This window comes from Candidatus Eremiobacteraceae bacterium (assembly GCA_036511855.1).
GTDB lineage: Bacteria > Vulcanimicrobiota > Vulcanimicrobiia > Eremiobacterales > Eremiobacteraceae > JABCYQ01.
The window spans coordinates 24,573-45,817 of sequence record DATCBN010000015.1; the positions used below are offsets into that span (position 1 = coordinate 24,573).

Annotated in this window: 22 protein-coding genes; 11 read left to right on the forward strand and 11 right to left on the reverse strand. The window is 63.8% G+C overall.

Annotated elements, in window-relative coordinates:
• Positions 1-91: 91 nt before the first annotated feature.
• Complete coding sequence (locus VII69_02405) at positions 92-769, reverse strand: alpha/beta hydrolase (GenBank protein HEY5093949.1); 678 nt, start codon at positions 767-769, stop codon at positions 92-94.
• Positions 770-854: 85 nt separating this feature from the next.
• Here VII69_02405 and VII69_02410 point away from each other — a divergent pair, with 85 nt between their 5' ends.
• Positions 855-2,639 (forward strand): exonuclease domain-containing protein, encoded by a 1,785-nt coding sequence (locus VII69_02410; GenBank protein HEY5093950.1) that lies wholly within the window; start codon positions 855-857, stop codon positions 2,637-2,639.
• Positions 2,640-2,677: 38 nt separating this feature from the next.
• Here VII69_02410 and VII69_02415 read toward each other — a convergent pair whose 3' ends face one another.
• On the reverse strand, positions 2,678-2,830 hold the full coding sequence (locus VII69_02415) for a hypothetical protein (GenBank protein HEY5093951.1): 153 nt from the start codon (positions 2,828-2,830) through the stop codon (positions 2,678-2,680).
• 186 nt (positions 2,831-3,016) lie between these two features.
• On the opposite strand from VII69_02415, the gene VII69_02420 reads away from it, so the two are divergent.
• Positions 3,017-3,598, forward strand: a complete 582-nt coding sequence (locus VII69_02420) for a hypothetical protein (protein ID HEY5093952.1) — start codon at positions 3,017-3,019, stop codon at positions 3,596-3,598.
• An 18-nt stretch (positions 3,599-3,616) separates the two neighbouring features.
• Here VII69_02420 and VII69_02425 read toward each other — a convergent pair whose 3' ends face one another.
• A complete protein-coding gene (locus tag VII69_02425) occupies positions 3,617-4,345 on the reverse strand; it encodes a fumarylacetoacetate hydrolase family protein (protein ID HEY5093953.1) in 729 nt (242 codons plus the stop codon).
• On the reverse strand, positions 4,342-4,752 hold the full coding sequence (locus VII69_02430; protein HEY5093954.1) for a hypothetical protein: 411 nt from the start codon (positions 4,750-4,752) through the stop codon (positions 4,342-4,344). The genes VII69_02425 and VII69_02430 overlap by 4 nt, the downstream gene beginning before the upstream one ends.
• 139 nt (positions 4,753-4,891) lie before the next feature.
• Here VII69_02430 and VII69_02435 point away from each other — a divergent pair, with 139 nt between their 5' ends.
• The 4 genes from VII69_02435 (at position 4,892) to VII69_02450 (ending at position 9,275) form a co-directional block, all read left to right on the forward strand.
• Positions 4,892-6,298: an FAD-dependent oxidoreductase gene (locus VII69_02435; protein HEY5093955.1), complete on the forward strand. Its 1,407-nt coding sequence runs from the start codon at positions 4,892-4,894 to the stop codon at positions 6,296-6,298.
• Positions 6,270-7,127 (forward strand): class I SAM-dependent methyltransferase, encoded by an 858-nt coding sequence (locus VII69_02440; protein HEY5093956.1) that lies wholly within the window; start codon positions 6,270-6,272, stop codon positions 7,125-7,127. The genes VII69_02435 and VII69_02440 overlap by 29 nt, the downstream gene beginning before the upstream one ends.
• An 83-nt stretch (positions 7,128-7,210) precedes the next feature.
• On the forward strand, positions 7,211-8,302 hold the full coding sequence (locus tag VII69_02445; GenBank protein ID HEY5093957.1) for a PQQ-dependent sugar dehydrogenase: 1,092 nt from the start codon (positions 7,211-7,213) through the stop codon (positions 8,300-8,302).
• Positions 8,303-8,306: 4 nt separating this feature from the next.
• A complete protein-coding gene (locus tag VII69_02450; protein HEY5093958.1) occupies positions 8,307-9,275 on the forward strand; it encodes a 2-hydroxyacid dehydrogenase in 969 nt (322 codons plus the stop codon).
• 2 nt (positions 9,276-9,277) lie between these two features.
• On the opposite strand, the gene VII69_02455 is transcribed toward VII69_02450, so the two are convergent.
• Both VII69_02455 and VII69_02460 read right to left on the reverse strand, forming a co-directional pair.
• Positions 9,278-9,991, reverse strand: a complete 714-nt coding sequence (locus tag VII69_02455) for a uracil-DNA glycosylase (protein HEY5093959.1) — start codon at positions 9,989-9,991, stop codon at positions 9,278-9,280.
• A gap of 2 nt (positions 9,992-9,993) precedes the next feature.
• A complete protein-coding gene (locus VII69_02460; protein HEY5093960.1) occupies positions 9,994-11,574 on the reverse strand; it encodes a DHA2 family efflux MFS transporter permease subunit in 1,581 nt (526 codons plus the stop codon).
• A gap of 127 nt (positions 11,575-11,701) precedes the next feature.
• On the opposite strand from VII69_02460, the gene VII69_02465 reads away from it, so the two are divergent.
• The gene (locus VII69_02465) at positions 11,702-12,205 is read left to right on the forward strand and encodes a hypothetical protein (protein ID HEY5093961.1); all 504 of its coding nucleotides are present in this window, start codon (positions 11,702-11,704) and stop codon (positions 12,203-12,205) included.
• Between the two features lie 4 nt (positions 12,206-12,209).
• Here the strand turns inward: VII69_02465 and VII69_02470 are convergent, their stop codons facing one another.
• The gene (locus VII69_02470; protein ID HEY5093962.1) at positions 12,210-12,782 is read right to left on the reverse strand and encodes a pyridoxamine 5'-phosphate oxidase family protein; all 573 of its coding nucleotides are present in this window, start codon (positions 12,780-12,782) and stop codon (positions 12,210-12,212) included.
• An 82-nt stretch (positions 12,783-12,864) separates the two neighbouring features.
• Between VII69_02470 and VII69_02475 the strand changes: the two genes are divergently transcribed.
• Positions 12,865-14,385 carry a PLP-dependent aminotransferase family protein gene (locus VII69_02475; GenBank protein HEY5093963.1) on the forward strand — a complete coding sequence of 507 codons (1,521 nt, stop codon included), beginning with the start codon at positions 12,865-12,867 and terminating at the stop codon, positions 14,383-14,385.
• Positions 14,386-14,390: 5 nt separating this feature from the next.
• On the opposite strand, the gene VII69_02480 is transcribed toward VII69_02475, so the two are convergent.
• Positions 14,391-15,305, reverse strand: a complete 915-nt coding sequence (locus tag VII69_02480) for a dienelactone hydrolase family protein (GenBank protein HEY5093964.1) — start codon at positions 15,303-15,305, stop codon at positions 14,391-14,393.
• Positions 15,306-15,414: 109 nt separating this feature from the next.
• Between VII69_02480 and VII69_02485 the strand changes: the two genes are divergently transcribed.
• Positions 15,415-16,173 carry a MerR family transcriptional regulator gene (locus VII69_02485; protein ID HEY5093965.1) on the forward strand — a complete coding sequence of 253 codons (759 nt, stop codon included), beginning with the start codon at positions 15,415-15,417 and terminating at the stop codon, positions 16,171-16,173.
• Positions 16,174-16,194: 21 nt separating this feature from the next.
• On the opposite strand, the gene VII69_02490 is transcribed toward VII69_02485, so the two are convergent.
• Both VII69_02490 and VII69_02495 read right to left on the reverse strand, forming a co-directional pair.
• Positions 16,195-16,374 (reverse strand): SHOCT domain-containing protein, encoded by a 180-nt coding sequence (locus VII69_02490; GenBank protein ID HEY5093966.1) that lies wholly within the window; start codon positions 16,372-16,374, stop codon positions 16,195-16,197.
• A gap of 94 nt (positions 16,375-16,468) precedes the next feature.
• Positions 16,469-17,590, reverse strand: a complete 1,122-nt coding sequence (locus VII69_02495) for a hypothetical protein (GenBank protein ID HEY5093967.1) — start codon at positions 17,588-17,590, stop codon at positions 16,469-16,471.
• 68 nt (positions 17,591-17,658) lie between these two features.
• On the opposite strand from VII69_02495, the gene VII69_02500 reads away from it, so the two are divergent.
• Positions 17,659-18,591 carry a BadF/BadG/BcrA/BcrD ATPase family protein gene (locus VII69_02500; GenBank protein HEY5093968.1) on the forward strand — a complete coding sequence of 311 codons (933 nt, stop codon included), beginning with the start codon at positions 17,659-17,661 and terminating at the stop codon, positions 18,589-18,591.
• Here VII69_02500 and VII69_02505 read toward each other — a convergent pair whose 3' ends face one another.
• The gene (locus VII69_02505; protein HEY5093969.1) at positions 18,592-19,797 is read right to left on the reverse strand and encodes an MFS transporter; all 1,206 of its coding nucleotides are present in this window, start codon (positions 19,795-19,797) and stop codon (positions 18,592-18,594) included.
• A 124-nt stretch (positions 19,798-19,921) separates the two neighbouring features.
• Between VII69_02505 and VII69_02510 the strand changes: the two genes are divergently transcribed.
• Positions 19,922-21,244, forward strand: coding sequence for an NAD(P)/FAD-dependent oxidoreductase (locus VII69_02510; GenBank protein HEY5093970.1), 1,323 nt, complete (start codon positions 19,922-19,924; stop codon positions 21,242-21,244).
• Position 21,245 lies beyond the last annotated feature (1 nt).

Sequence of the window (21,245 nt, forward strand, 5' to 3'; positions counted from 1 at the left end):
CGTCGTTCTGTAGGAGGGTGAGCAACGCTCACCCATTTTTTGGGCAAGCGATGCTTGCCCTAGTTCGATTGCCCTCCTACAATAACGGCCCCTACAACCAGGCCGCGATCGCCGCGTTGACGGCGACCGGTTGTTCCAGATGCGGCAGATGTCCGGCGCCATCGATCACGACGAGTTCACTCCCGGCTATCGACTCGCGCAAGAACGTTGAATATTTCGGCGGGGTCATCTGGTCGTTCGCGCCGACGATGATCAGCGTCGGGAGTGAAATGCCGCGCACGCGATCCATCACATCGAACGAGTTGCACGCCGCATAGTCGGTGCGCGTTGTGCTTTGTCCGGCGACACGATGCATATCGGCAAGCCGCCGGCGCAGATCGGCCGGACAGCCGGCGTCCACCGACAGATCGACGAGTTTGTCGATGCATCCCGGCCAATCTTCGTCGATCATCTCAAAGATCTGTCCGCCCACGCGCAAACGCGCGCCGCCCCCGATGAGGATGACGCCCGCGACACGGGCCGGATGCGACAAAGCCGTTTCGAGCGCCACCGCAGCCCCTAGTGAGTTTCCGCAGATCACCACCGGTTCGCCGGCCCGCGCCGCGACCTCGCCGGCCAGCCAAACCGCCAGCTCACCGACCGTGTCGAGGGGCGCTCCCGTCGGATGGCCCGGCAGCGCAAGCGCTTCGGAACCGGCAAAGGCAAGCACTTGATTGGCAAACGACTCTGCCGTATGTCCGGAGCCGTGGAGGTACAATATTCGAGCCATGGCCGCGCCGCTTCGGGCGCACCGCGAGCGGCTCCCGCGCTCTTCGGCGCGGGAATCGTACGGATGTTCGAGAAGCTCGAAAGCCATGGCTATTCATGCGTGGCTGCCGTCGCCGTTTGAGGAGTCGCTCTCAAAGGCGACGTTGGCGGTCGACGCCGCCGGCGCTGCCCTCGCCCGGCGACTCGCAGAACTCGAATCGACTGATCTTTGGAGCTGCCCGTTTGCGGTCGTCGACATCGAGACCACGGGAAGCGTAGCCGGATCGGACGCGATGACCGAGATCGCAGTCGTGCGCGTGGATCAGGGAAAAATCGTCAAGCGCTGGCGATCGTTCGTGAACCCGCAGCAACCGATACCGGCATTCATCACGCAGCTCACGGGCATCACAGATGAGATGGTGGCCGGCGCACCGCACGTCCGCGACGTACTGCCGGCTGTCTTGGGCCACTTCGGCGACGCGATCGTCGTCGGGCACAACGTGCGATTCGATGCCGGGTTCATCGATTTCGAGTTGCGACGCCATGGTTTTTTCGGATTGACGGGTCCCACACTCGACACGCTCGCCCTCGCGCGCCGGACGATCGCCGAAGTGGCGAACTACAAGCTGGGCACGCTGACGAGGGAGCTCGGCCTCGATGTCGAGCGTCATCATCGCGCACTTGCCGATGCCACTGCCACGGCCGAACTGCTCGTGCACTGCATCAAGCGCCTTGAAGATGCGGGCGTCTTCACGTTCGGCGCGCTGCAGCAGTATCTGCGCACCCGCCCCATCAAACGCAAGCGGCTTCCTCGCGCGCGCGCGTTCGGCGAGGTCAATCAGATTCCGGTCTGGACGTCGGTCCTCACCACCGAATTGGCCTCCGTCCCTTCAAGGCCCGGCGTGTACTTGCTCAAGGATGCCGGCGGGAGCGTTGTCTACGTCGGAAAATCGAATTGCTTGCGGGCGCGCATCCGCTCGTACGCGACGAGCGCAAAACCGGGAGGCGCGAAGGTCCGCGAGCTGCGCGGCGTCGTCGCGTCGTTCGACTTCATGGTGACCGGGAGCGAGTTCGAAGCGCTGCTGCTCGAAGCGGAACTCGTGCGCGCGTACGATCCACCGTACAACGACAGGCTGCGCAACTTCCGCGAATTCGCGTTCATCAAAGTCGCGCCGGGACCGCGCGGGCACCTGTGCACAACGACGAAGATGTCTGCGGACGGCGCGCGCTATTACGGGCCGTACACAAGCATGCCTGCAGCGCGCGCGGCGGTCGAGGCCTTGCAGGACGCGCTTGGCCTGCGCGCGTGTGATGCCGATAGCGCAGTGCCGCGCACGCTTCCGGACGGCCAGTATGAAGCGTTGGTGGATGAGGCGATCGCGTTTATCGAGGGTGCCGCGGATGATGTGCTCTTGGCCATCGCCCGGCGTCGCGATGAGGCGGCCGCTCGGGGTAAGTCTGAGATCGCGCAGCGTGAGGAAACGCGGCTCGACCGCCTGCGCCGGCTGCGCGAACGGCATGCAAGATTGGAGTTCGCGACCGGACTATCGATGCTCGTGCTGGCTCCGTCGAGCGATCCGGCGGAGGAGGCATGCTTTCTCTTCAACGGGGGGCGGCTTGCGGCACAAGTTCGATTGCCACGACGGTTGCCGAACCGGGACGAAGCCCGGCGGCTGCTCGGAGAGCTTCTTTTGGAAAAATACCGGCCCGATGAAATGGACAGGTCATTCGCGCGCCAGGAAGAGATCGATCAGCTCTTCATCGTGTCCACGTGGTTCCGGCGCGGTCGCGAAGGCTTAAGTTTCGTGCCGTTGCCGCTCAGCCGGCCGAGCACAGAGGATGCCGTGAAGTGGGCCGCTCAAGTCTTGGACGGCGATAAAATCTCGGGATAAAACGGAGCACGCCGCTCGTCGTCCCTTTCAATTTCGTTTCACATATGACGCGGCACGTACCACAAGACGAACGTCACCATACCGGCAAACGAGACCGCCAATAGATAGAAGAAAGCGGCACCGCCCCGGTCTTTTCTGAGAATCGTTTCGTCCCGCTGGTTCACTAGTACCGCCGGATCTGATCGGCTCATTGGATTCCTCGTGAGACGGGATCGCTCGATCCCAAGCCCTTCTCACTAATTGAACCGCTGATCGCGCGCGCGGACAATGACGGGCATCACGTAGGAATGAAAAGTTCACCGCTATCTCGTAGAGTGCAGTACAGGGCTTTGACTAAAGACTGGAACTAAAGAACGGGGCAGGAGCGTTTTCACCATATGATCTCAATGAAATTGATCGGCCCGCTCGCGGCCTTGATCGCCCTTTCGCCGCTCGCGGCCGCGCCTGCGCTCGCCATCCCCCACGCCACCACGCCTCTCACGGAGCAGACCAAGAACAGCCTGCTTCAGTCGGGTACGCTGATCCGCATCAGCCTCGACCAGACGCTTTCGTCGGCGCATAATAAGGTCGGAGACAAATTCGGATTCACCGTCGTGGACGATGTCAAGGTGGGCGATCGGGTCGTCATTCCCGCCGGAACCAAAGGCACGGGTGCGGTGGCCGCGGTGCGACCCGCTCACGGCGGCGGCGGGGACGGTATGCTGCGTGTCACGCTCGATCCAGTGCCGGTGCCTTCCGGAGTTCCGGTCTCGATCGGCATCACTCAGGACAGCGTGATAGCAGACAGCAACCAGAAGAACGGCGCCGGTGGCGTGATCACAGACGTAGCGGACATCACAGTGCCCGGCTTCGTCCTCTTCGATATGCTCCGCAAGGGTTCTGACGTCACGCTTCGCGCCGGCGCTCCGTTCCACATCGCCGTCACCGAGGACGCGTTCTTCGACCCGCCGGCTCAGTAAACCACGAGATTCGCGCCGCTACGACGCCGCAACAACGCGGTTCGTCAGCGTGCCGAGCCCTTCGATCTCCACAGCCACGGTGTCGCCGATCTGCATCGGTCCGACGCCGCTTGGCGTTCCCGTCGCGATGACATCGCCGGGTTCGAGCGTGAAGGCCGCGCTGATATACTCGATCAGCACGGGAATGTCGAAGATCATCGAGGCGGTCGACGCATCTTGCCTGACGGCCCCATTGAGCCGCGTCGTGAGCCGGACATCGCGCCAGTCAAGCTCCGAGACGATCCATGGACCGATCGGCGCGAACGTGTCGAAACCTTTTGCGCGCGCCCACTGACCGTCGGATTTCTGAAGGTCGCGTGCGGTGACATCGTTGATGATGGTGTAGCCAAGGACGTAGTCGAGTGCGGACTCGCGCGACGTCCCGCGGCAACGACGGCCGATGACGACGCCGAGCTCGCCTTCAAAATCAACGCGCGCGCTTTGCCGCGGATAGACGATCGCGTCGCCTGGGTTGATCACCGCCGACGGTGGTTTGAAGAACAGCAACGGCTCTTTTGGCGGCTCGTTCCCCATCTCGCTCGCATGATCGGCGTAGTTCCGTCCGACGCAGACGATCTTCGAGGGCCGGCAAGGAGCGAGCAGCGTCACTTCGCCCAGGGGCTTGCGGAATCCGGAGGCCACCGCTTCGTCACCGTCGACGACGCCGTCGAAGTCCGCGCCGCCTACGCGAAAGCGAGCGATTTTCACGCGGGCCGGCGCAGAGCACGCTGCGCCGCGAATATCCAGAGCGCCGCGGCGAGAAGATCGCGCACGATCGTCAGCCACATGACGGGGGCTGTGGCGATGTTCGACAGGAACATCACTCCCGCGGCAGCGGCCGATGCGACGACGGCGGGCTGCGCTGCCATGTTCGCCGCGGGCGGCGGTGCGCGGCGCATCGCGCGGTACGTGAAGCGAGCGGCATAGAAGCCGAGCGGCATCGTGATGACGATGCGCAAGACTAGGACGATCGCAGAAAAGGTAAGGCGCGCTGCATCGGGCAGCAGCGCGGCTGCGGCAGACACGCAATAGACGAACGCGGCATATGCCCCGAATTGCGCGAGGATGGACGCTGCGAAGATGAACGCGAGGCGCCGGACGATGTTACGGCGCACGACGTCCGAGAGCGGCGGTGGGTGCATCGAACGCCGCTTTACATCCGATAGGCAACGCGACCTTTATCGAATCGCGTGCAGCGTCCGGCGTGCCGGCAATAGAGGTCGGTTCCGCGAGCCGCGGGTAATAATGTGCTCCATGGCAAGCAAACACGACTATGATTTTTGCGTGATCGGTGCGGGGAGCGCCGGCTTTGCAGGTGCGTCGATCGCGCGCTCGCTCGGCAAGAGCGTCGTCATCGCCGAATCCACGGCGCCGTTGGCGGGATTGTGCATCTTGCGCGGCTGCATGCCTTCCAAGACGCTGCTGAGGAGCGCCGAAATAGCGCACTTGGCGGCGGCGGCTTCACGATTCGGCATCGAAGCCGGAACGGTGCGCGCCAACGTTCCCGCCATCGTAGCGCGCAAGCGGCGCATCATCAAGGAGTTCGCCGACTATCGCATCGAGGCCATCGACAACTTTCCCATGCTGCGCGGCGCCGTCGCGTTCACCGGACCGCAACAACTGGCCGTCGACGGACACGAAGTCCGGGCCAAGAAATATCTCATCGCGACGGGCTCCGAGATAAGCGTGCCCAAGATTCCCGGCCTGTTGGATGCGTGCTACGTCACGAGCGACGAGGTGTTGGAACTCGAGGCGCTGCCGCCGTCGGTCATCGTTTTAGGCGGCGGCGCCGTCGCGTGCGAATTGGCGCAATACTTGCGGCGCCTCGGCGTCGAGGTCACGATGCTTCAGCGCAGCCATACGCTTCTCTCGGGCGAGGACCCCGATGTCGGCCGCGCGCTCGCCAGTGCGCTCACCGACGAGGGCATGCAGATCCACACGGGCACGAAGATCTTGAAAGTGGAGAAATCGGGCGCGCGCAAGCGCGTGCATTTCGAGAGCACCGGCGTGCAGATGATGGTTGAAGCCGACGAGATCTTCGTGGCACTCGGACGGAAAGCGAGTGTCGAGGGGCTGCGCCTCGATGCGGCGGGGATCGAGTACGACGCTGCGGGCATCCATGTCGACGGCCATCTTCGCACGACGAACCCGGATGTCTATGCGGCGGGCGACGTGATCAAGAACAGCACCCAGCTCGTGCACGTGGCGGTGAATGAAGGCCAGATCGCCGCGCGCAACGCGCTGTCCGGCGCCGGCCTCACGATCGACTACGATCTGCACGGGGCGCGCGCCGTGTTCACGGACCCGCAAGTGGCGATCGCCGGCTTGACCGAGCGCGAGTGCAAAAAGCGCTCGTTGGACTATGCGATGTCGATGTTTCCGTTCGACGATCTCGGCAAAGCCATCGCGATCGGTGCGACCAAGGGCTTCATCAAGGTGCTCGCGGCAAACGACGGCACGATGCTCGGCGTCGCGATTGTCGGCGCGGAGGCGTCCGACCTCATCCACGAATGCATCGCGTTGCTCTACTTCAAGGCGAACGTCCGCGACGTGATGGCGATGCCCCATCTGCATCCGACGCTCGCCGAGATCCTGACATATCCGGCCGAAGATCTCTGCGAACGTCTCGAGCATGAAGAACATGCCCTCGTCACGCCGTAAGGCGCCGGGCGCATCGCGCGCGAGAGCTCTGCCGTCGCGTTCGAGCCACGCGCTCTACGAGAATCCGCGGTTGTACGACCTCGCTTTCGGCTTCCGCCATATCGCGGCGGAATGTCGAGGACTGCTCGGCATCGCCGCGCTGCATGGAGTGACGCGGCCCACGGCGATCGCCGACATCGCCTGCGGGCCGGCCCATCATCTGCGCGAGTACGCCCGGCTCGGACTCAAAGGGTACGGGGTGGACCTCAACCGCGAAATGCTCGCCTACGCCCGCCACCTGTCGGCGACCGAACATCTCGCCATCCGTCTCAAGCGCGCGGACATGCGAGCGTTTGTCCTATCGACGAAGGTGGACATCGCGCAATGCTTGTTCGATTCGTTCAGTCACTGCACCACCGATGACGATGCCGTCGCCACTTTGCGCTGCACCGCCCGCGCGTTGCGCAAGGGCGGCATTCTGCTGCTCGAGTTGACGCATCCCGCCGACTACTTCACGTCGGCCAGCAAACGCACCGTGGGCCGGTGGAGCCAGGCCTATCCCGACGTCACCGTGCGGACGCGATTTCTCACGACCGGCATCGATCCGATCGCGGAGACCTACGTCAAGAGCATGACGATCGACGCCACATATAAAGACGGACGACCGGCTAAGCACATCGTCGACCGCCAACTGCATCGCATGTGGCTGCGCAGCGGCATCAGCCATGTGGCAGCGGCGAGCGGCGTTTTTGATGTGGTGGCGTGGTACGGAGACCTTTCGCCGCGCGTGCCGCTGAGCGCCCGCATGTCGTCGTGGCGGATGGTGACGGTGCTCCGGCGCCGAAACTAAAACGGGCGCCTGCTTGGACAGCACGAAGCCACACGGGGAGGCACGCCATCCGCTCATCCAAATTTCGTCACGCCGTCTGGGCGTTGCTATACATTCTTACCGCAGCGCTCGTCACTGGATCGAGCAATGCAAACGCTGCCGCAACGAGTTCTCCACTGCCGCTTGCAGCTGAGCTCACCGTTCCGTCCGGCTTCAAGGCGGAGATCTTCGAGCAGGGGCTCAGCGGCCCGCGCTTCATGACGGTCGCGCCGGATGGAGCCCTGCTCGTCGCACTGACCGGACGCGGTGACGTCGTGGCGCTGCACGGGCCGGCTTCCGCCCCGACCGTCGTCGCTTCGGGACTCGATTTGCCGCACGGTTTAGCCTTCGACGGTTCGACGCTCTACATCGCCGTGTGGGATGGCGTGGAGAAGTTGGTCTATCCGGGCGGGCCGGTGACGCGCGTGACCGGCGGTCTACCCGAGAACGGCGATCACAACCGCCGCTCGCTGGCCGTCGCCGCGGATCATTCGCTGTTCGTCGGTGTCGGCTCATCGTGCAATGTCTGCGACGACGCGCTCCCGCTCGCCAGCATCGTGCACGTCGCAGGCGGCACGGCGCGACCTTACGCGCTTGGACTGCGCAATGCGAGCGGACTGGCGTTCGACAGCGGTGAACGGCTGTGGGCCGTGGTCAATCAACGCGACGGCATCGGACCCACTCAAGCGGTGACCGACGACCTGCCCCCCGATGAGCTTGACCTCGTCACTGCCGGCGCCGACTTCGGCTGGCCACGTTGCTACCCGGATCCGAAATTGCCCAAGCGCGATGCCAATCCCGAGTATCCGGACGCGGACTGTTCCGGCACCAAGCCCGCTTCGTTGGACTTCCAAGCGCACTCGGCTCCGCTCGGCATCGTCTTTTACAACAAGACGCAGTTTCCGGAGTCGTATCGCGGCGGCGCGTTCGTGGCTTTCCATGGATCGTGGAATCGCAGCGCGCCCACGGGCGACAAGGTCGTCTTCGTGAAGTTCGCGCACGACCGGCCAACGGGCTACACGGACTTCGTCACGGGATGGCTGGCAAACGGCGAGTACAACGGCAGACCTGCGGGTTTGGCGGTCGACGGACACGGCGCGCTCTTCATCAGCGACGATCAACGCGGCACCATTTATCGCATCAGCTACGAGCATTGACGCAGTGAAAGTCGTCTCGATCTCCCACATCTGGCGCGAAGAGCTGCGCGCGTCGCTCGGTCCGGACGTCGACTACATCACGGCCGATCCGGATGACGAAGCCGCCGTGGCAGATGCCATAAGCGACGCCGAGATCCTCGTCACGACCAAATTCGACGCCGCCATGTCCGCCCACACGCGAAGTTTGAAGCTGCTGGTGTGCCCCTCGGCGGGCACCGAGGGCATCGATCGCGCGCACTTGCCGCGCGGCGTCGACGTCATCAACGGCCAAGGACATGAGATTCCCATCGCGGAGTACGTCATCGGCACGCTCGTCGCGCTTCGCCAAAAGCTCCTTCAGGCCGATAAAGCATTGCGCGACGGCCGCTGGGAATTTGGGTTTCTCGGACCCGGCGGATTCGTCGGTGAGCTATGGGGCTCGAGGCTCGGTCTCGTGGGCTTCGGCCGGATCGGAAAAGAAATAGTGCCCCGTGCGGCTGCTTTCGGCATGACGACTGCCGCGCTCACCATGCATCCGGAAAAAGCCGCTAACTCAATAACGGGTCTCGCCCGCATCGGCGACTTGAAGAATGCGGATGAAGTGGACGAGCTGTGCAGCCGGTCCGACGCCATCGTGCTGTGCTGCGAGCTCTCGGACCGGACCCGGGGTCTCATTGACGCGCGCCGGCTGAGCCTGATGCCGCCGAACGCATTGATCGTGAACATCTCGCGCGGACCGGTCGCCGACGAAGAAGCGCTGTACGAAGCGCTGCGCGACGGCGCGATCGCAGGCGCAGCGCTCGATGTCTGGTACGACTATCCGCAAACGAAGGGCGAACGGACCTTTCCGTCACGCTTCCCGTTCAGCGAGCTCGACAACGTGATCATGACGCCGCACAGCAGCGGCTGGACCGAAGGCCATTGGCGGCGCAAGCGCGCGCGCATGGCCGAGGTCATCAATACGTTTGCGCGAAAAGGGCGGCTCCCGCAGTAGCGTCAAGGCGTTTGGGTGTCAAGCAGCGTGCGGACGCGCACGAACACGTCGTCGAGCATGGCTTGCGTGAGTTTTCCGGTGTTGGTGTTCTGCCGGCTCGGGTGATACGTGCCGAAGACCGTCACCGCACGATTATCCCGCTCGCGGAAAAGGCGGAACTCCACGCCGTGGCCGAAGCGCGGCCGCGGCTTAGGCAACGCAAAGCCGGTCTCGGCCAACCGCGCGAGACCGACATCGAATCCGATCTTGCCCAATCCGACGACAATCTCTAGCCGCGGCAGCAGCGCGAGTTCCGCGCGCATGTGGCCGGCGCATCGCTCGAGCTGACGCGTCGTCGGCTTGTTCTTCGGCGGCGCACAGCGTATCGCGGCGGTTAGATATGCGTCGATCATCGCGAAGCCGTCGCCGCGCCGTTCGGATCGGTCTTGCGTGGCGAATCCGGCACGGTAAAGGGAGCGCGCAAGCCACGCTGCCGATCCGTCGCCTGTGAACATCCTGCCCGTACGATTGCCGCCGTGCGCGGCCGGCGCGAGCCCGACGAGCATCACGCGGGCGCCGCTGTCGCCGAGGGGCGGGACCGGCTTGCCCCAATAGGTCTGTCCGGCAAATTCAGGTTTGCCCCGCCGCGCGATGTCGGCACAGTATTCGCGCAATTCCGGGCAGCGCTCGCACGCGACGATCGCTCGCCGGACCGCGCCGATCGTCGCAGGACGCACCGCTAGTCCATCGCGACTGGATGTTGACCGGACCCGGCATGGAGATTCGGTGCTCGCGTCGAGAGCGCGAGCACGACGGCAGCCGCCGACACCCAGGTCAACATCCGGAATGCGTCGTCGAATCCGCCGATCAGCGATTGCCGGACGAGCTCCGATTTCAACGCGGCGACCGCTTGGATGTGGGCCGTCTGCGCGTCGCTGCCCGAGCGCGCGATGAACGCAGCCTGCAGTTGGTCGAGGCGCTGGATGGCTTGCGCGCCGAACTGCGTGACCGACTCGCTGTAGCGGGCGTAGTGGAACGCCGTGCGGTTGACGAGGAACGTGCCGAGCGCCGCAATGGCGAGCGAGCCGGCCAACGTGCGCGTGAGGTTGTATAAAGCCGACGCCTCCGGCTTTTCCGATTGCGGCAAGTTCTGTATGCCGATGGCGGTGAGGGGAATAAAGATGAAGGGGAGCGCCATACTGCGGGTCATGTTGAGAAAGACCAGCCACCAAAACGATGTGTTGCCGTCGATGGAGGTGTTCAACCAGCACGACCATGTGAGCACTGCGAAACCGAAGCCGCAGAGGAGGCGCGCGTCCACTTTTTGCACGAGCCGCGCCACGACCGCAAAAAGCGGAAGCGACGCCACCGCCGCCGGAAGCAGCGAGAGACCGATGTCCAACGAATTGTAGCCAAGCACTTCTGCCGAAAACACCGGGATCAAGAACACGGCGCCGAAGAGCGTGATCGCCACCACCGATCCCATGCCGTTGCCGACGGAAAAGTTGTAGTCCTTGAATATTCTCAAGTTGATGAACGGATGCTCTACCGTAAGTTCGGTGTAGATGAAGGTCACGCCGGATACGATTGAAAGGATCGTCAGCCATAGGATGAGCGGCGCATGGAACCAATCGTTGCGTTGACCTTCTTGCAGCACCACCTGAAACGTCGTCAGCCAGATCGCCGCCGATGCGAGTCCGAGCACGTCGATCGCTTTCTTCTCGGTGAATTCACGCTTCGGCGTGTGGATAGCGATGTAGGTCATGAATAGTCCGACGAGCACGATCGGAAGGTTGACATAGAAGATCCAGCGCCATGAGAAGTTCTCGGTGAGCCAGCCGCCCAAGGTCGGACCGATGATGGGCCCGAGGATCGTTCCCGATCCGAAGATCGCGGTGGCTGTGGCAGTCTGCTCGGGCGGAAAAGCTTCGAGCATGATGGAGAAGGAGACGGGCAGCAGCGCGCCGCCGCCGATTCCTTGCAAGATCCGGAAGAAGATCAGCGACGGCAGATTCCAGGCGGCGCCGCAGAGCATGGACGCGATGACGAACACGATCTGGCTGGCCATGTAGTACCGCTTGAGGCCGACCCCGTTGGCGAGCCAGCCCGTCATCGGAATGATGACGACGTTGCTGATGAGGTATCCGGTGAGCACCCAGGTGATCTGGTCGATGTCGGCGCCGAACGCCGCTTGGATGTTCGGGATGCTGACGTTGACGATGGTGGTGTCGAGGATGGCCGTCAGCGCGCTGATCATGACGGCGACGGAGATCAAATAGCGGTTGCCGGTGACTCGTGGTTGCGGACGGTTCTCTGCCATGACTGCGGGCGACTTCACGCCGCGTCCGGCGTGTCCTGTCGCGCGCGCGACGAGGTGTGCCGCTACGCAGCCCGGAACGGACGAACGATGACGCGCGCGAGTTTCTCGCACTCGCGAGGAGGTATTTGTGCAGGACGCGCCGGCCGAGGGCGGACTCGATCAAGCAAAAGTGCGGAGCTTCATGCAGAGGCGAAAAGCCGAACAAAGCATGCCGCTTGCTCTAGTGGCAGGCGTGGTCGCCGCGCTTGTAGGCGCCGCTGTCTGGGCCGTCGCCACCGATACGACCGGATATCAAATCGGTTGGATGGCCGTCGGCGTGGGCTTTCTCGTCGGATTCGCAGTGCGATTCCTCGGCAAGGGTATAGAGCGCCCATTTCAATATGTGGGCGCCGCTTGCGCGCTGCTCGGATGCGTGCTCGGCAATTATTTCGCCATCGTGGGGGCGGCCGCTCAAGACACGCACACCGGTTTCTTCACCGTGCTCGGTCGGATACCGCTGGATTCGGCGGTCACGGCCATGCAGCAGTCGTTTCAATTCATGGACCTGCTGTTCTACGCCATCGCCGTTTATGAAGGTTACCGTTTTTCGCTGAAGCGCTTGAGCCCGGCGGAACTAGCAGAGCTCCAATAGCGGATCAGAGTTCTACAACCCCGCTCGTTCCCGGCACGCGCTCATCATTATCGCCTGGGCCGGTAGCTCCGTGCTTGCGCGCCTTCGCGCTCCACGCGTCGATCTCGATCGCGACGAGCCTCGTGATGGCGAGATGTGCGCTGGTCGCGGCTGAAAAATCGCGGCCTTCCGTGCGGCCGGAAAAGTAGCGCTCGATCATGCGGCGCAGCACCCCGGCTTTACTTTGTTCGTCTGAAACTTCGGTCATCCGGCCGAATCCGACGACGCTGCGGTAGACCATCGAGTGATTGAGCGCGGTTTTGGAGTAGACGAGACCGCTCACTTCGGTGACCGTGACGCAAGCGGGCGCGCCGCGCTCGGCGCCGGCGAGTATGCGCGCGTCGATGGAACCGTGGATGTACAACACGTGGGGCGTGACCAAGTCGTACGCATACGTCATGGGGATGACGACCGGAAGGCCGTCCTCGACGATGCCGACGTGAGCGACGATGCCTGCGGTGAGTATATCTCCGACTTCGTCCGGCACCGTTCGTTCCGGATGGCGGCGTAGCGTGCTGGAAACTGACGCGGGCTTCATGGTTGCACCTTCCTTGCCGTCATGATACCATGTTAATGGACCTGGAAGAAGTGCCAATATCTCGCTTGACGATGGAGCCAATATGTCGAAGTCGCCGAACGCCGTGGCGATTCCGGGCCTCGTGCTTGAGGGCCGCTCGCCGCTCCCGATGTACCGCAGGATCTACGACGGCATTCGCGCCCTCGTGTTGGACGGGCGATTGCAGCCCGGCCAGGCCCTGCCGTCATCGCGCTCGCTGGCGGCGGAACGCGGCATCTCGCGCAATACCGTCGTCGCGGCATTCGAACAGTTGGCGGCTGAGGGATTTCTGGTCACACGGGTGGGCGATGCCACGCGGGTCGCGCCCGGTCGCAAAGGCGGAGCGCCAAGCCACGGATCCACCCATCCGAGAATCGGGAGGCGGCCTCGCTTTTCGCGCCGCGGCGCGCCGCTTGCTGCGGCAGTTGTGAGCCTCCCCGCTTCGATTGGCCGCTGGCGGGCATTTCGCGCGGGCGTTCCGGCCCTCGACGCGTTTCCGTACGCGTTGTGGGCACGGCTGTCCGCTGCGCGCTGGCGCCGCGCCGATCGCTCGCTCGCGGCATACGGCGATCCGGCCGGCTACCGGCCATTGCGCGAGGCCGTCGCGGCCTATCTGAGCAGCGCTCGCGCCGTGCGCTGCATCGCGGATCAAGTGGTCATCGTGAGCGGATCGCAACAGGCTCTCGATCTGATCGTCCGATTGCTGCTCGATGCCGGCGACCATGCCTGGATCGAAGATCCCGGCTACCTCGGAGCGCGCGCGGCGCTCTTAGGTGCAGGAGTCACGGCGGTTCCCGTACGCGTCGACGGCGATGGCTTCGATCCGGCCGCTGCGCTCCGCGCACACTCGGGCGCGCGGCTGGCGTACGTGACGCCGTCGCATCAGTATCCCACCGGCGCTGTGATGAGTGTGGCGCGCCGTCTCGCGCTGCTTGCGTGGGCGCGCCGCGCGCGCGGATGGATAATTGAAGACGACTACGACGGCGAATTCCGGTACCGCGGCAAGCCGCTCGCTTCATTGCAAGGCTTGGACGACGATGGGCGCGTCATCTACGTCGGCACGTTCAGCAAGGTGCTCTTGCCCGGTCTGCGCTTGGGCTACGTCGTCGCGCCGCCCGAACTCGCCGCGGGGCTGATCCGCGCCAAAGCGGTCTCGGACCGGCATTGTGCGGGCATCGATCAAGCGGTCGTCGCCGACTTCATCACCCAAGGTCACTTCGCGCGGCACCTGCGGCGCATGCGCGAACTCTATCAAGAGCGCCAAGGCACGCTTGTCGCGGCCGCCGAGAAAGATTTGTCCGGTCTGCTCGAAATCGCGTCGAGCCCTGCCGGAATGCACGTCGTTGGCTACACCGCGCGCGGCATCGATGACCGCCTCGCGGCAGCCGCGGCGGCGCGTGAAGGCGTGGAGACATCTGCGCTGTCGTCATTTCGCATGACGCGTCGGGGTCCGGGCGGTCTCGTGCTCGGCTACGCGCAGGCCGCGCCGGCCGAGATCGAATCCGGTGTGCGGTCGTTGCGCGCGGCGCTCATCGAGGCTGAAAGCAGCACCCGTTCACAAAAACACATCATGAAATCTCGCTAGAGGCGTTAGACCGCCGCGTACTTGTGAAACCAGGCGAGGGTGCGCGACCACGCGTCGGCCGCCGCGGTCGCGAAGTAAGATGGGCGCGTGTCATCGAAAAACGCATGACCGGCCCCGTCGTAGACTTTGAGATCGTTGGGAACCGTCAGGCGAGATCGCAGCGCCGCGACGTCGGCTGCGGGAATGCTGGTGTCGCGCGCGCCCCAGTTTCCGCACAACGGCATCTTGATCTCGTCCGCGTACGCGAGGGACATCTCGGTGGCCGCCCCATCGGTGCTCGTGGATTGCCGGATCTTGCCGTAGAACACGGAGGCTGCCGAGAACTGCGGGCTGTCCACCGCGTTTCGAAGCGTGATGGTGCCGCCCATGCAAAATCCCATGATGCCGACTTTGGGCGCGCTCGCGGAACTCGGCGCGCTCGCGCTGGAACGTATCCACGCAGCGGCCGCCTGAAGGTCGCCGTCAACCTGATCGTCCACAAGCGCTTGGGAGAACGGACTGAATATCTTGATGTCGGAGGCGCCGTCACCGCTCGGCGCATGCTGGCGCGCATAAAGGTTTGGCGCGATCGCGACGAATCCGGATTTTGCGAGGCGCCGCACGACATCGCGGATCTGCGCATCGACTCCCCAGATGTGCTGGGTGACCACGACGCCGGGAGTATCCGCGCCGCGGCCGGCGGGCATGGCGGCATACGCGTCGATCTTGCCGTCGGTGCGCGCGAGGGATGGCCGCTCGACCCGGATGTCGGGATCGTCTTCGGAGACCAGTGGGGGGTGCGGAGCGCCGAGCGTGGTGCCGTCGGCAAGCGCGCGTGCGATGGCGCTTGAAGCGGCGATCGCTCCCGAGGAGAGACCGACAAACACGCGTCTGCTCATGTTCGCGTGGGGGGGCGCGGTGGGATCGAGTATGTCCGTCATGGGCGGCCACTTGTGACGGACGCGACAAAAGGCCCTGCAAATGAAAAAACACTTGAGCCTTACGCGACGTCAGGCTTTACACTGGCGCTGGAGGAGATAGGCGACCGAGATGGATGGCCTTGGTGCGACGATGCAGGCGGGAGAATTCGCCAAGCTTGCAGGCGTCACGGTGCGGACGCAGCATCACTACGACCGGCTTGGGCTGCTGTCGCCGGGCACTCGCAGTGAGGCCGGTTACCGCCTGTACGGCGACGCCGACCTCGCGCATCTGCAGCACATAGCCGCATTGAAATTTCTCGGCTTGCCGTTGCAGCGCATTAAGGCACTGCTCGCGCAATCTCCAACTGATCTTGCCGCGACGCTAAAACTGCAACGCCGGCTGCTCAGCGACAAGCGTTCTCAGATCGACGCCGCACTGTTGGCTATCGAGCGGGCCGAACGTGCGATTGCCGGCAGCGATGGACAGCCCGACCGCGGATCGCTGCGCGTTATCTTGGAGGTTTTGACGATGCACAAGAATATGGAATGGGTGAAGAAATATTACAGCGACGAGCAATTGGCGGATCTCGCCACGCGCGACGATCCGGCGCTGCGTTCGCAGGCCGAAGGCGACTGGGCGAAGCTCATCGCCGACGCAGAAGCCTCGCTCGGTGAGGATCCGGCAGGCGAACGCGGACAAGCGATCGCGGCGCGCTGGTCGGAACTGATCCACGTGTTCACGGGCGGCGATGCCGGCATTCGCAGCGGTCTGCAAAAGCTGTACGCCGACCGTGCCAATTGGCCGGCCACGTTTGAAAAGCCTTATAGCGACGCGGTCGGCGCGTTCATCGCAAAGGCGATGGCTGCGCGCGAACGCAATGCCGGCTGACGCGTCATGCGGAAAACCCCGCTAACCTAAAAGCTTTGCGCGCGCCGCCTGATACTGTTCGTCGCTCAAGACCCCGGCGGTGTGGAGATCGTCCAGCTCGCGCAATTTGCTTTCTGCAACGTCCAGCGATGCATCGGGCTGCGTTTCCGCCGTGCTCGGCGCGGCTTCTTCGGCCGAGTCATCAGCTTTCGCGGGCGACAACAGCTTTCGCAGCTGCTCCTTGATCTGCGCCGCGTCGCCGCCTTCGATCTGGATCGTCGATGCTTTGGCAGGATGTTCTCCACATGCCGGCTTTTTAGTGTCGCAAGCCCAATATGCCGACGACTATTTCTATCGCGATCAAGAGGATCACGATGATCTCGAGAAACTCTCCGCGCGCGATCTGCGCCTGATCGATGAGGTAACGGTACACTTCACCGACGCTGTCGAGCTTGCCCTCGATTTGGCTCTGCCAGTCGGCGAGACCAAGTCGTGCGGCGATTCCGCGGTAGATGCGCGCGTAGTACGCGTCGCCGATGATCTTCAACGCGTTGCTCGTGCGGTCGGCTAGCTCGCGGATATCGACCATGAGATATCGCAGTTGTTGTGCTCGAAGGTCGGCAGCGCGTCTGCCGAGCGGCCGCGCCGCTCCACGGCTTGGCACGTCCATTTCATAGATCACGTCGAGCTCGGCGTCGAGACGGGCGTCATACGTGCGAAATTCGACGAGCTGGGAATTGGCGAACTCGAGGATGTCTTCGATGACGTCGGCGTCGTCACTGTTTTCATAGACGAATGCGGAATCCCACAGCACGACCACAAGATCGTTCGGATAGTAGCTGTAGTGATGGCGCAGCGCCTCGGTCTGTTCTTCCTTGCCGAGCGCTTGGGCCTCGGCCATCATCAGCGACACGAGGGCTGCGCGGTTATCGCCAAGCAGTTCGCTCGCCTCTACCAATCGTGTGAACGCTTCGACGGTGTAGATGAAGTAATCCTCGACGAGCGGATCGTGCGGATCGTCGAGCGCAGTCGTGCAATCGCGGAGGGTTTCGAGCACGAGACGGCGCGCCTGGACGAGCAATTCCTCGTCCTGCCGCAACGTCGTCGCGAGCGCGGCGAAGCCTTCCCACGATCCGGCGTAGGGAAACGAGAAGCGGATCGAGATGACGCCAAAATCGTAGATCTTGACGCGTGACGTTCCCTTATTGGGGCCGACGGTGATCGGCGGCATGATAGCTGCAAGAGGTGGAACAGCGAATTGTATGTTGCCCGGCGACTGGGTGGTCCGGGGCCGCAACGGCGCGGGATGTGCGCTCGTGCCGCCGATCTGGCTCAACTGCTTGAGGTCGATGGCATCGGCGACATCGAAGATGAAACAGGCGTGGAAAGTTCCGGAAGCGATTGATGGAGCGCTCGACATCATGATGCGATTCGACATTGACCGGGCGTGCCGGACTTCCTGGTCTCGCGCGCTCGCGCATTGGTCCAGAGGGTCGTAGCTGCGGCGTGCACAATCAAAAGCATATGGGCGACCTCAAGACGGGCATCGCCATCGGAATCGACGGCGGCGGCACGAAGACGCTTGGTATTCTCGTGAACGCCGAGGGAAGAGAGGTGGCGCGCGCGCAAGCCGGGGGCGCCAATCCGTGGGATGTGGGGCCGGAAGCCGCGCGCCAAGCTCTTCAGCACGTGCTCGATGCTCTTATGACAGGTAGCAGCGTGCGGGCCGTCTGTCTCGGCAGCGCGGGAATCGGTCGCGAGTCGGACCTCATCACGACTGAGAAGACCATGCGCTCTTTGCTCCCCAGCAACATCGCCATCAACGTGCGCAACGATGCCGCCGCAGCGCTTGGAATCGTGGGCCCTAAAAGGCCGGCCGTCGTTGTTATCGCGGGGACCGGGAGCATCGCTTACGGCGAAGGCGCCGATGGCACCGTCGTCCGCGCGGGCGGCCACGGTGCCATCATCGGCGACGCGGGGAGCGCCTCTGCGCTCGGACTTGCCGCAATCCGCCATACTGCCAATGCGTTCGACGGCAGCGAACCGCGCGGACTTCTGGCCGAGGCTGTGATCAAGACGCTCAAACTCCGTCAGGCGTCCGATATCGTGCTGCGAATTCAGCACCCCAATTTCGACGTGCCGCTCGTCGCCTCGCTCGCGCCGCTCGTCGAGCAAGCCTATCAAGCCGGCGACCGGGCGGCAAAGGCGCTCGTGGACCTTGAAGCAAGCACGCTCGCCGCCAATGGGAAGCGAGTCGCGCAGGTCGTGCGGGGAGAGGCCGCGCTGCCCGTACTTCTCGTCGGCGGGGTATTCGGCGGATTCGCGGAAATTCGCGATCGCGTCAAGGCTGCGCTGCGTCAAACGGGCTCTGTCGTGATCCACGAGTCCTCCGAATGCGTGCACGGCGCAGCGCGCATCGCGCTCGAACTCGCCGGCTAGTCAATCCGAGACCTGCTCCGCGTATCGTAGGATGGGCGAGAAGAGCACGACGCAAATCGTCGCCAAGCCGCATGCGATGCCCACGAACAAGACCGGGTATACGCCGATGCGCTGCGCGAGTGCCCCGCCGAGGATCGATCCAAGCGGCAGCGCACCCCACGCAATGGTTCGGACCGTCGCGTTCATCCGGCCTTGCAACGCGACCGGCACCAACCGCTGCCGCAGACTTACCTGCGTGATGTTGTAAAGAACGTTCGACATGTCGGCGATGAAGTTGGACGCCGCGAGTACCGCAAGCCCGTAACCCACGACCGCCAACGGGAGCAGGGCAGCGGCGAGGGTGAATCCGATGACGCCCGTCAATATCGTGCGGCCAAAGCCGAGCGCGGCCCCGATACGCGGCGCCAGCGCCGACGACAGCAGCATGCCCACCGCTCCGATCCCGCCGACCAGTCCGACTTGCAGCGGTGAGATGTGGATGAAACGATACGCGTACTGCAGCCACAGCGCGATGTTGATTCCGCTCCCGATATTGCTGATCGCCGTGCACAAAGTGACGTAAAGTATGATCGGCGTTTGAAAAACGATCCGGACCCCTTCGCGAAGCATATCGATCGGCCGTTCGCTTGCGACGTCAGGCGCGGTGTCCTTGCCGGGAATAAGCACGAGACTCGCGGCGGAGGCGAAGAATGAAAGCGCGTCAGCAACGACGGCGTTGGCCGCGCCGAAGATGCCGATGAGGACGCCGGCGAGCGGCATCCCTCCGAGCTCAGCAGCCGACGCGCTCATCTGCAGACGAGAGTTCGCGTGGATCAGGACTTCTCGTTCGACGAGCTCCGGCAAATACGACTGATACGTGATCTCGAAGAAGACCGAGCTGATGCCCACGACGGTCGCGATGGCGTAGAGCATCGTCAGCGAGAGCGCATGCATCAGAAATGCGATCGGCACGACCAGGAGCGCGCAGCCGCGGACGATGTCGGCGGCGATCAAAATCGGGCGCCGGCGCTGCCGGTCGGCGATGACGCCGACCGTGAGGCCCAAAATCGGAAACCACAGATACTCTAGGGTTCCGAGCAACCCCGTTTGTGCCGGCGTCGCGTGGAGCGTGAGAATGGCGATCGTCGGAATCGCCAACAGCGAGATCTGCGTGCCGAAACCGCTGATCGTCTGACCGGCCCAAAGGAGCAGAAAGCGGCGATCCATCGGGCGACCCGTTAGTTGGCGGCGGGCCGGAAACCCTCGGCTTACGGCAGAGGAGCCAGAACTTCTGGGGAAAAAGGTTGAAGCAGTTTGTAGCACGGGCCGCAACGGCGGTCACAGGATGAGCATGGACGCGGACGTCGTCGTGATTGGAGCCGGCGCGGCGGGCCTGGCGGCTGCGCGAAGCATGGCACGCCGGTCGTTGCGGGTTATCGTGCTCGAGGCGCGCGACCACGAAGGCGGCCGGGTGTGGTCCGAGGTGTCTGCTGGAGATCGCGCGCCGGTCGAACTCGGCGCCGAGTTCATACACGGACCCGCGCGTGAGACGCTCAAATTGCTTCGCGACGCCGGTACAGCGTCGGTCGACACGGCCGGCGAGGCGTGGGTATGCGGTGACGACGGGGAGCTGCATCGCGCGAATGACAACGAATTCCTATCCGCCGCCGGCATCTTCGAGGGCGCTCGCGCGCTCGCACACGACGAGAGCGTTGATCGCTTTCTCCGCCGCTTCGACGGCGATGTCGCAAGGCAGAATGACGCGCGCGCTGCGCGGTCGTTCGTCGAGGGCTTCGACGCTGCCGATCCAGCAATCGCGAGCGCCGTCGGGATCGCGGATGAGTGGCGGTCGGGTGTGGACATCGCATCCGCGCGGCCGATCGGCGGATACCAACCGATGTTCGAATACCTGCGCACGTCATGCATCGCCGCGGGCGTTCAAACGTTTCTGTCGACCGCCGTACGCCAAATCTCATGGAGGCGCGGCGAAGTCAGGGTCTCTGCGAAGAACGCACGAGAGGAAACACGGACGATTAGCGCGCGAGCCGTCATCGTCACGGTACCGATCGGTGTATTGCGGCGGCGCGGCGGCGAGCCGGCGATCTTGTTTCAGCCCGGATTGCCCAAGGCGAAGCTCAAGTCGATCGCGAGCATCGAGATGGGTGATGCCGTCAAAGTGGTGCTCAAATTCCGTTCGCCATTCTGGGAGCGCATCCGCGATGGACGCTATCGTGACGCCGCGTTCTTCCGCGGCGTGGCGCAGCCTTTCCCGACGTATTGGACCCAATTGCCCGAGCGGAGCGACTTGATCGTTGCCTGGGTCGGAGGCCCGAAGGCGACTGCGTTGAGCGGCGTTTCGCAGGATGAGCTTATCGATCGCGCGCTGAGCGGTCTCGACGCGTTGCTCGGCGAGCCGGCTCTTTTGCGCGCGGAATTTGAACGCGGATTCACGCACGATTGGCGCCGCGACCCGTTCGCGCGTGGCGCATACAGTTACGTGGCCGTCGGTGGCGGGGATGCGCGGGCGACGCTTGCCGCGCCCGTCGATGAGACGCTATTCTTCGCCGGGGAGGCGACCGCGAACGACGGCCAAGGCGGAACGGTGAACGGTGCGCTCGAAACCGGGGAGCGCGCTGCGAGGGAAGCGGCAGATTCTATCGGCGCCGCTGCGTAAT

What these genes read in the sequence shown, in the direction of transcription:
- VII69_02460 (HEY5093960.1), bottom strand. Translation starts at nt 11,574, where the DNA reads ATGGCAGAGAACCGTCCGCAACCACGAGTCACCGGCAACCGCTATTTG.
- VII69_02410 (HEY5093950.1), top strand. Translation starts at nt 855, where the DNA reads ATGGCTATTCATGCGTGGCTGCCGTCGCCGTTTGAGGAGTCGCTCTCA.
- VII69_02440 (HEY5093956.1), top strand. Translation starts at nt 6,270, where the DNA reads ATGAAGAACATGCCCTCGTCACGCCGTAAGGCGCCGGGCGCATCGCGC.
- VII69_02415 (HEY5093951.1), bottom strand. Translation starts at nt 2,830, where the DNA reads ATGAGCCGATCAGATCCGGCGGTACTAGTGAACCAGCGGGACGAAACG.
- VII69_02475 (HEY5093963.1), top strand. Translation starts at nt 12,865, where the DNA reads ATGTCGAAGTCGCCGAACGCCGTGGCGATTCCGGGCCTCGTGCTTGAG.
- VII69_02470 (HEY5093962.1), bottom strand. Translation starts at nt 12,782, where the DNA reads ATGAAGCCCGCGTCAGTTTCCAGCACGCTACGCCGCCATCCGGAACGA.
- VII69_02495 (HEY5093967.1), bottom strand. Translation starts at nt 17,590, where the DNA reads ATGTCGAATCGCATCATGATGTCGAGCGCTCCATCAATCGCTTCCGGA.
- VII69_02510 (HEY5093970.1), top strand. Translation starts at nt 19,922, where the DNA reads ATGGACGCGGACGTCGTCGTGATTGGAGCCGGCGCGGCGGGCCTGGCG.
- VII69_02405 (HEY5093949.1), bottom strand. Translation starts at nt 769, where the DNA reads ATGGCTCGAATATTGTACCTCCACGGCTCCGGACATACGGCAGAGTCG.
- VII69_02435 (HEY5093955.1), top strand. Translation starts at nt 4,892, where the DNA reads ATGGCAAGCAAACACGACTATGATTTTTGCGTGATCGGTGCGGGGAGC.
- VII69_02505 (HEY5093969.1), bottom strand. Translation starts at nt 19,797, where the DNA reads ATGGATCGCCGCTTTCTGCTCCTTTGGGCCGGTCAGACGATCAGCGGT.
- VII69_02485 (HEY5093965.1), top strand. Translation starts at nt 15,415, where the DNA reads ATGGATGGCCTTGGTGCGACGATGCAGGCGGGAGAATTCGCCAAGCTT.
- VII69_02480 (HEY5093964.1), bottom strand. Translation starts at nt 15,305, where the DNA reads ATGACGGACATACTCGATCCCACCGCGCCCCCCCACGCGAACATGAGC.
- VII69_02420 (HEY5093952.1), top strand. Translation starts at nt 3,017, where the DNA reads ATGATCTCAATGAAATTGATCGGCCCGCTCGCGGCCTTGATCGCCCTT.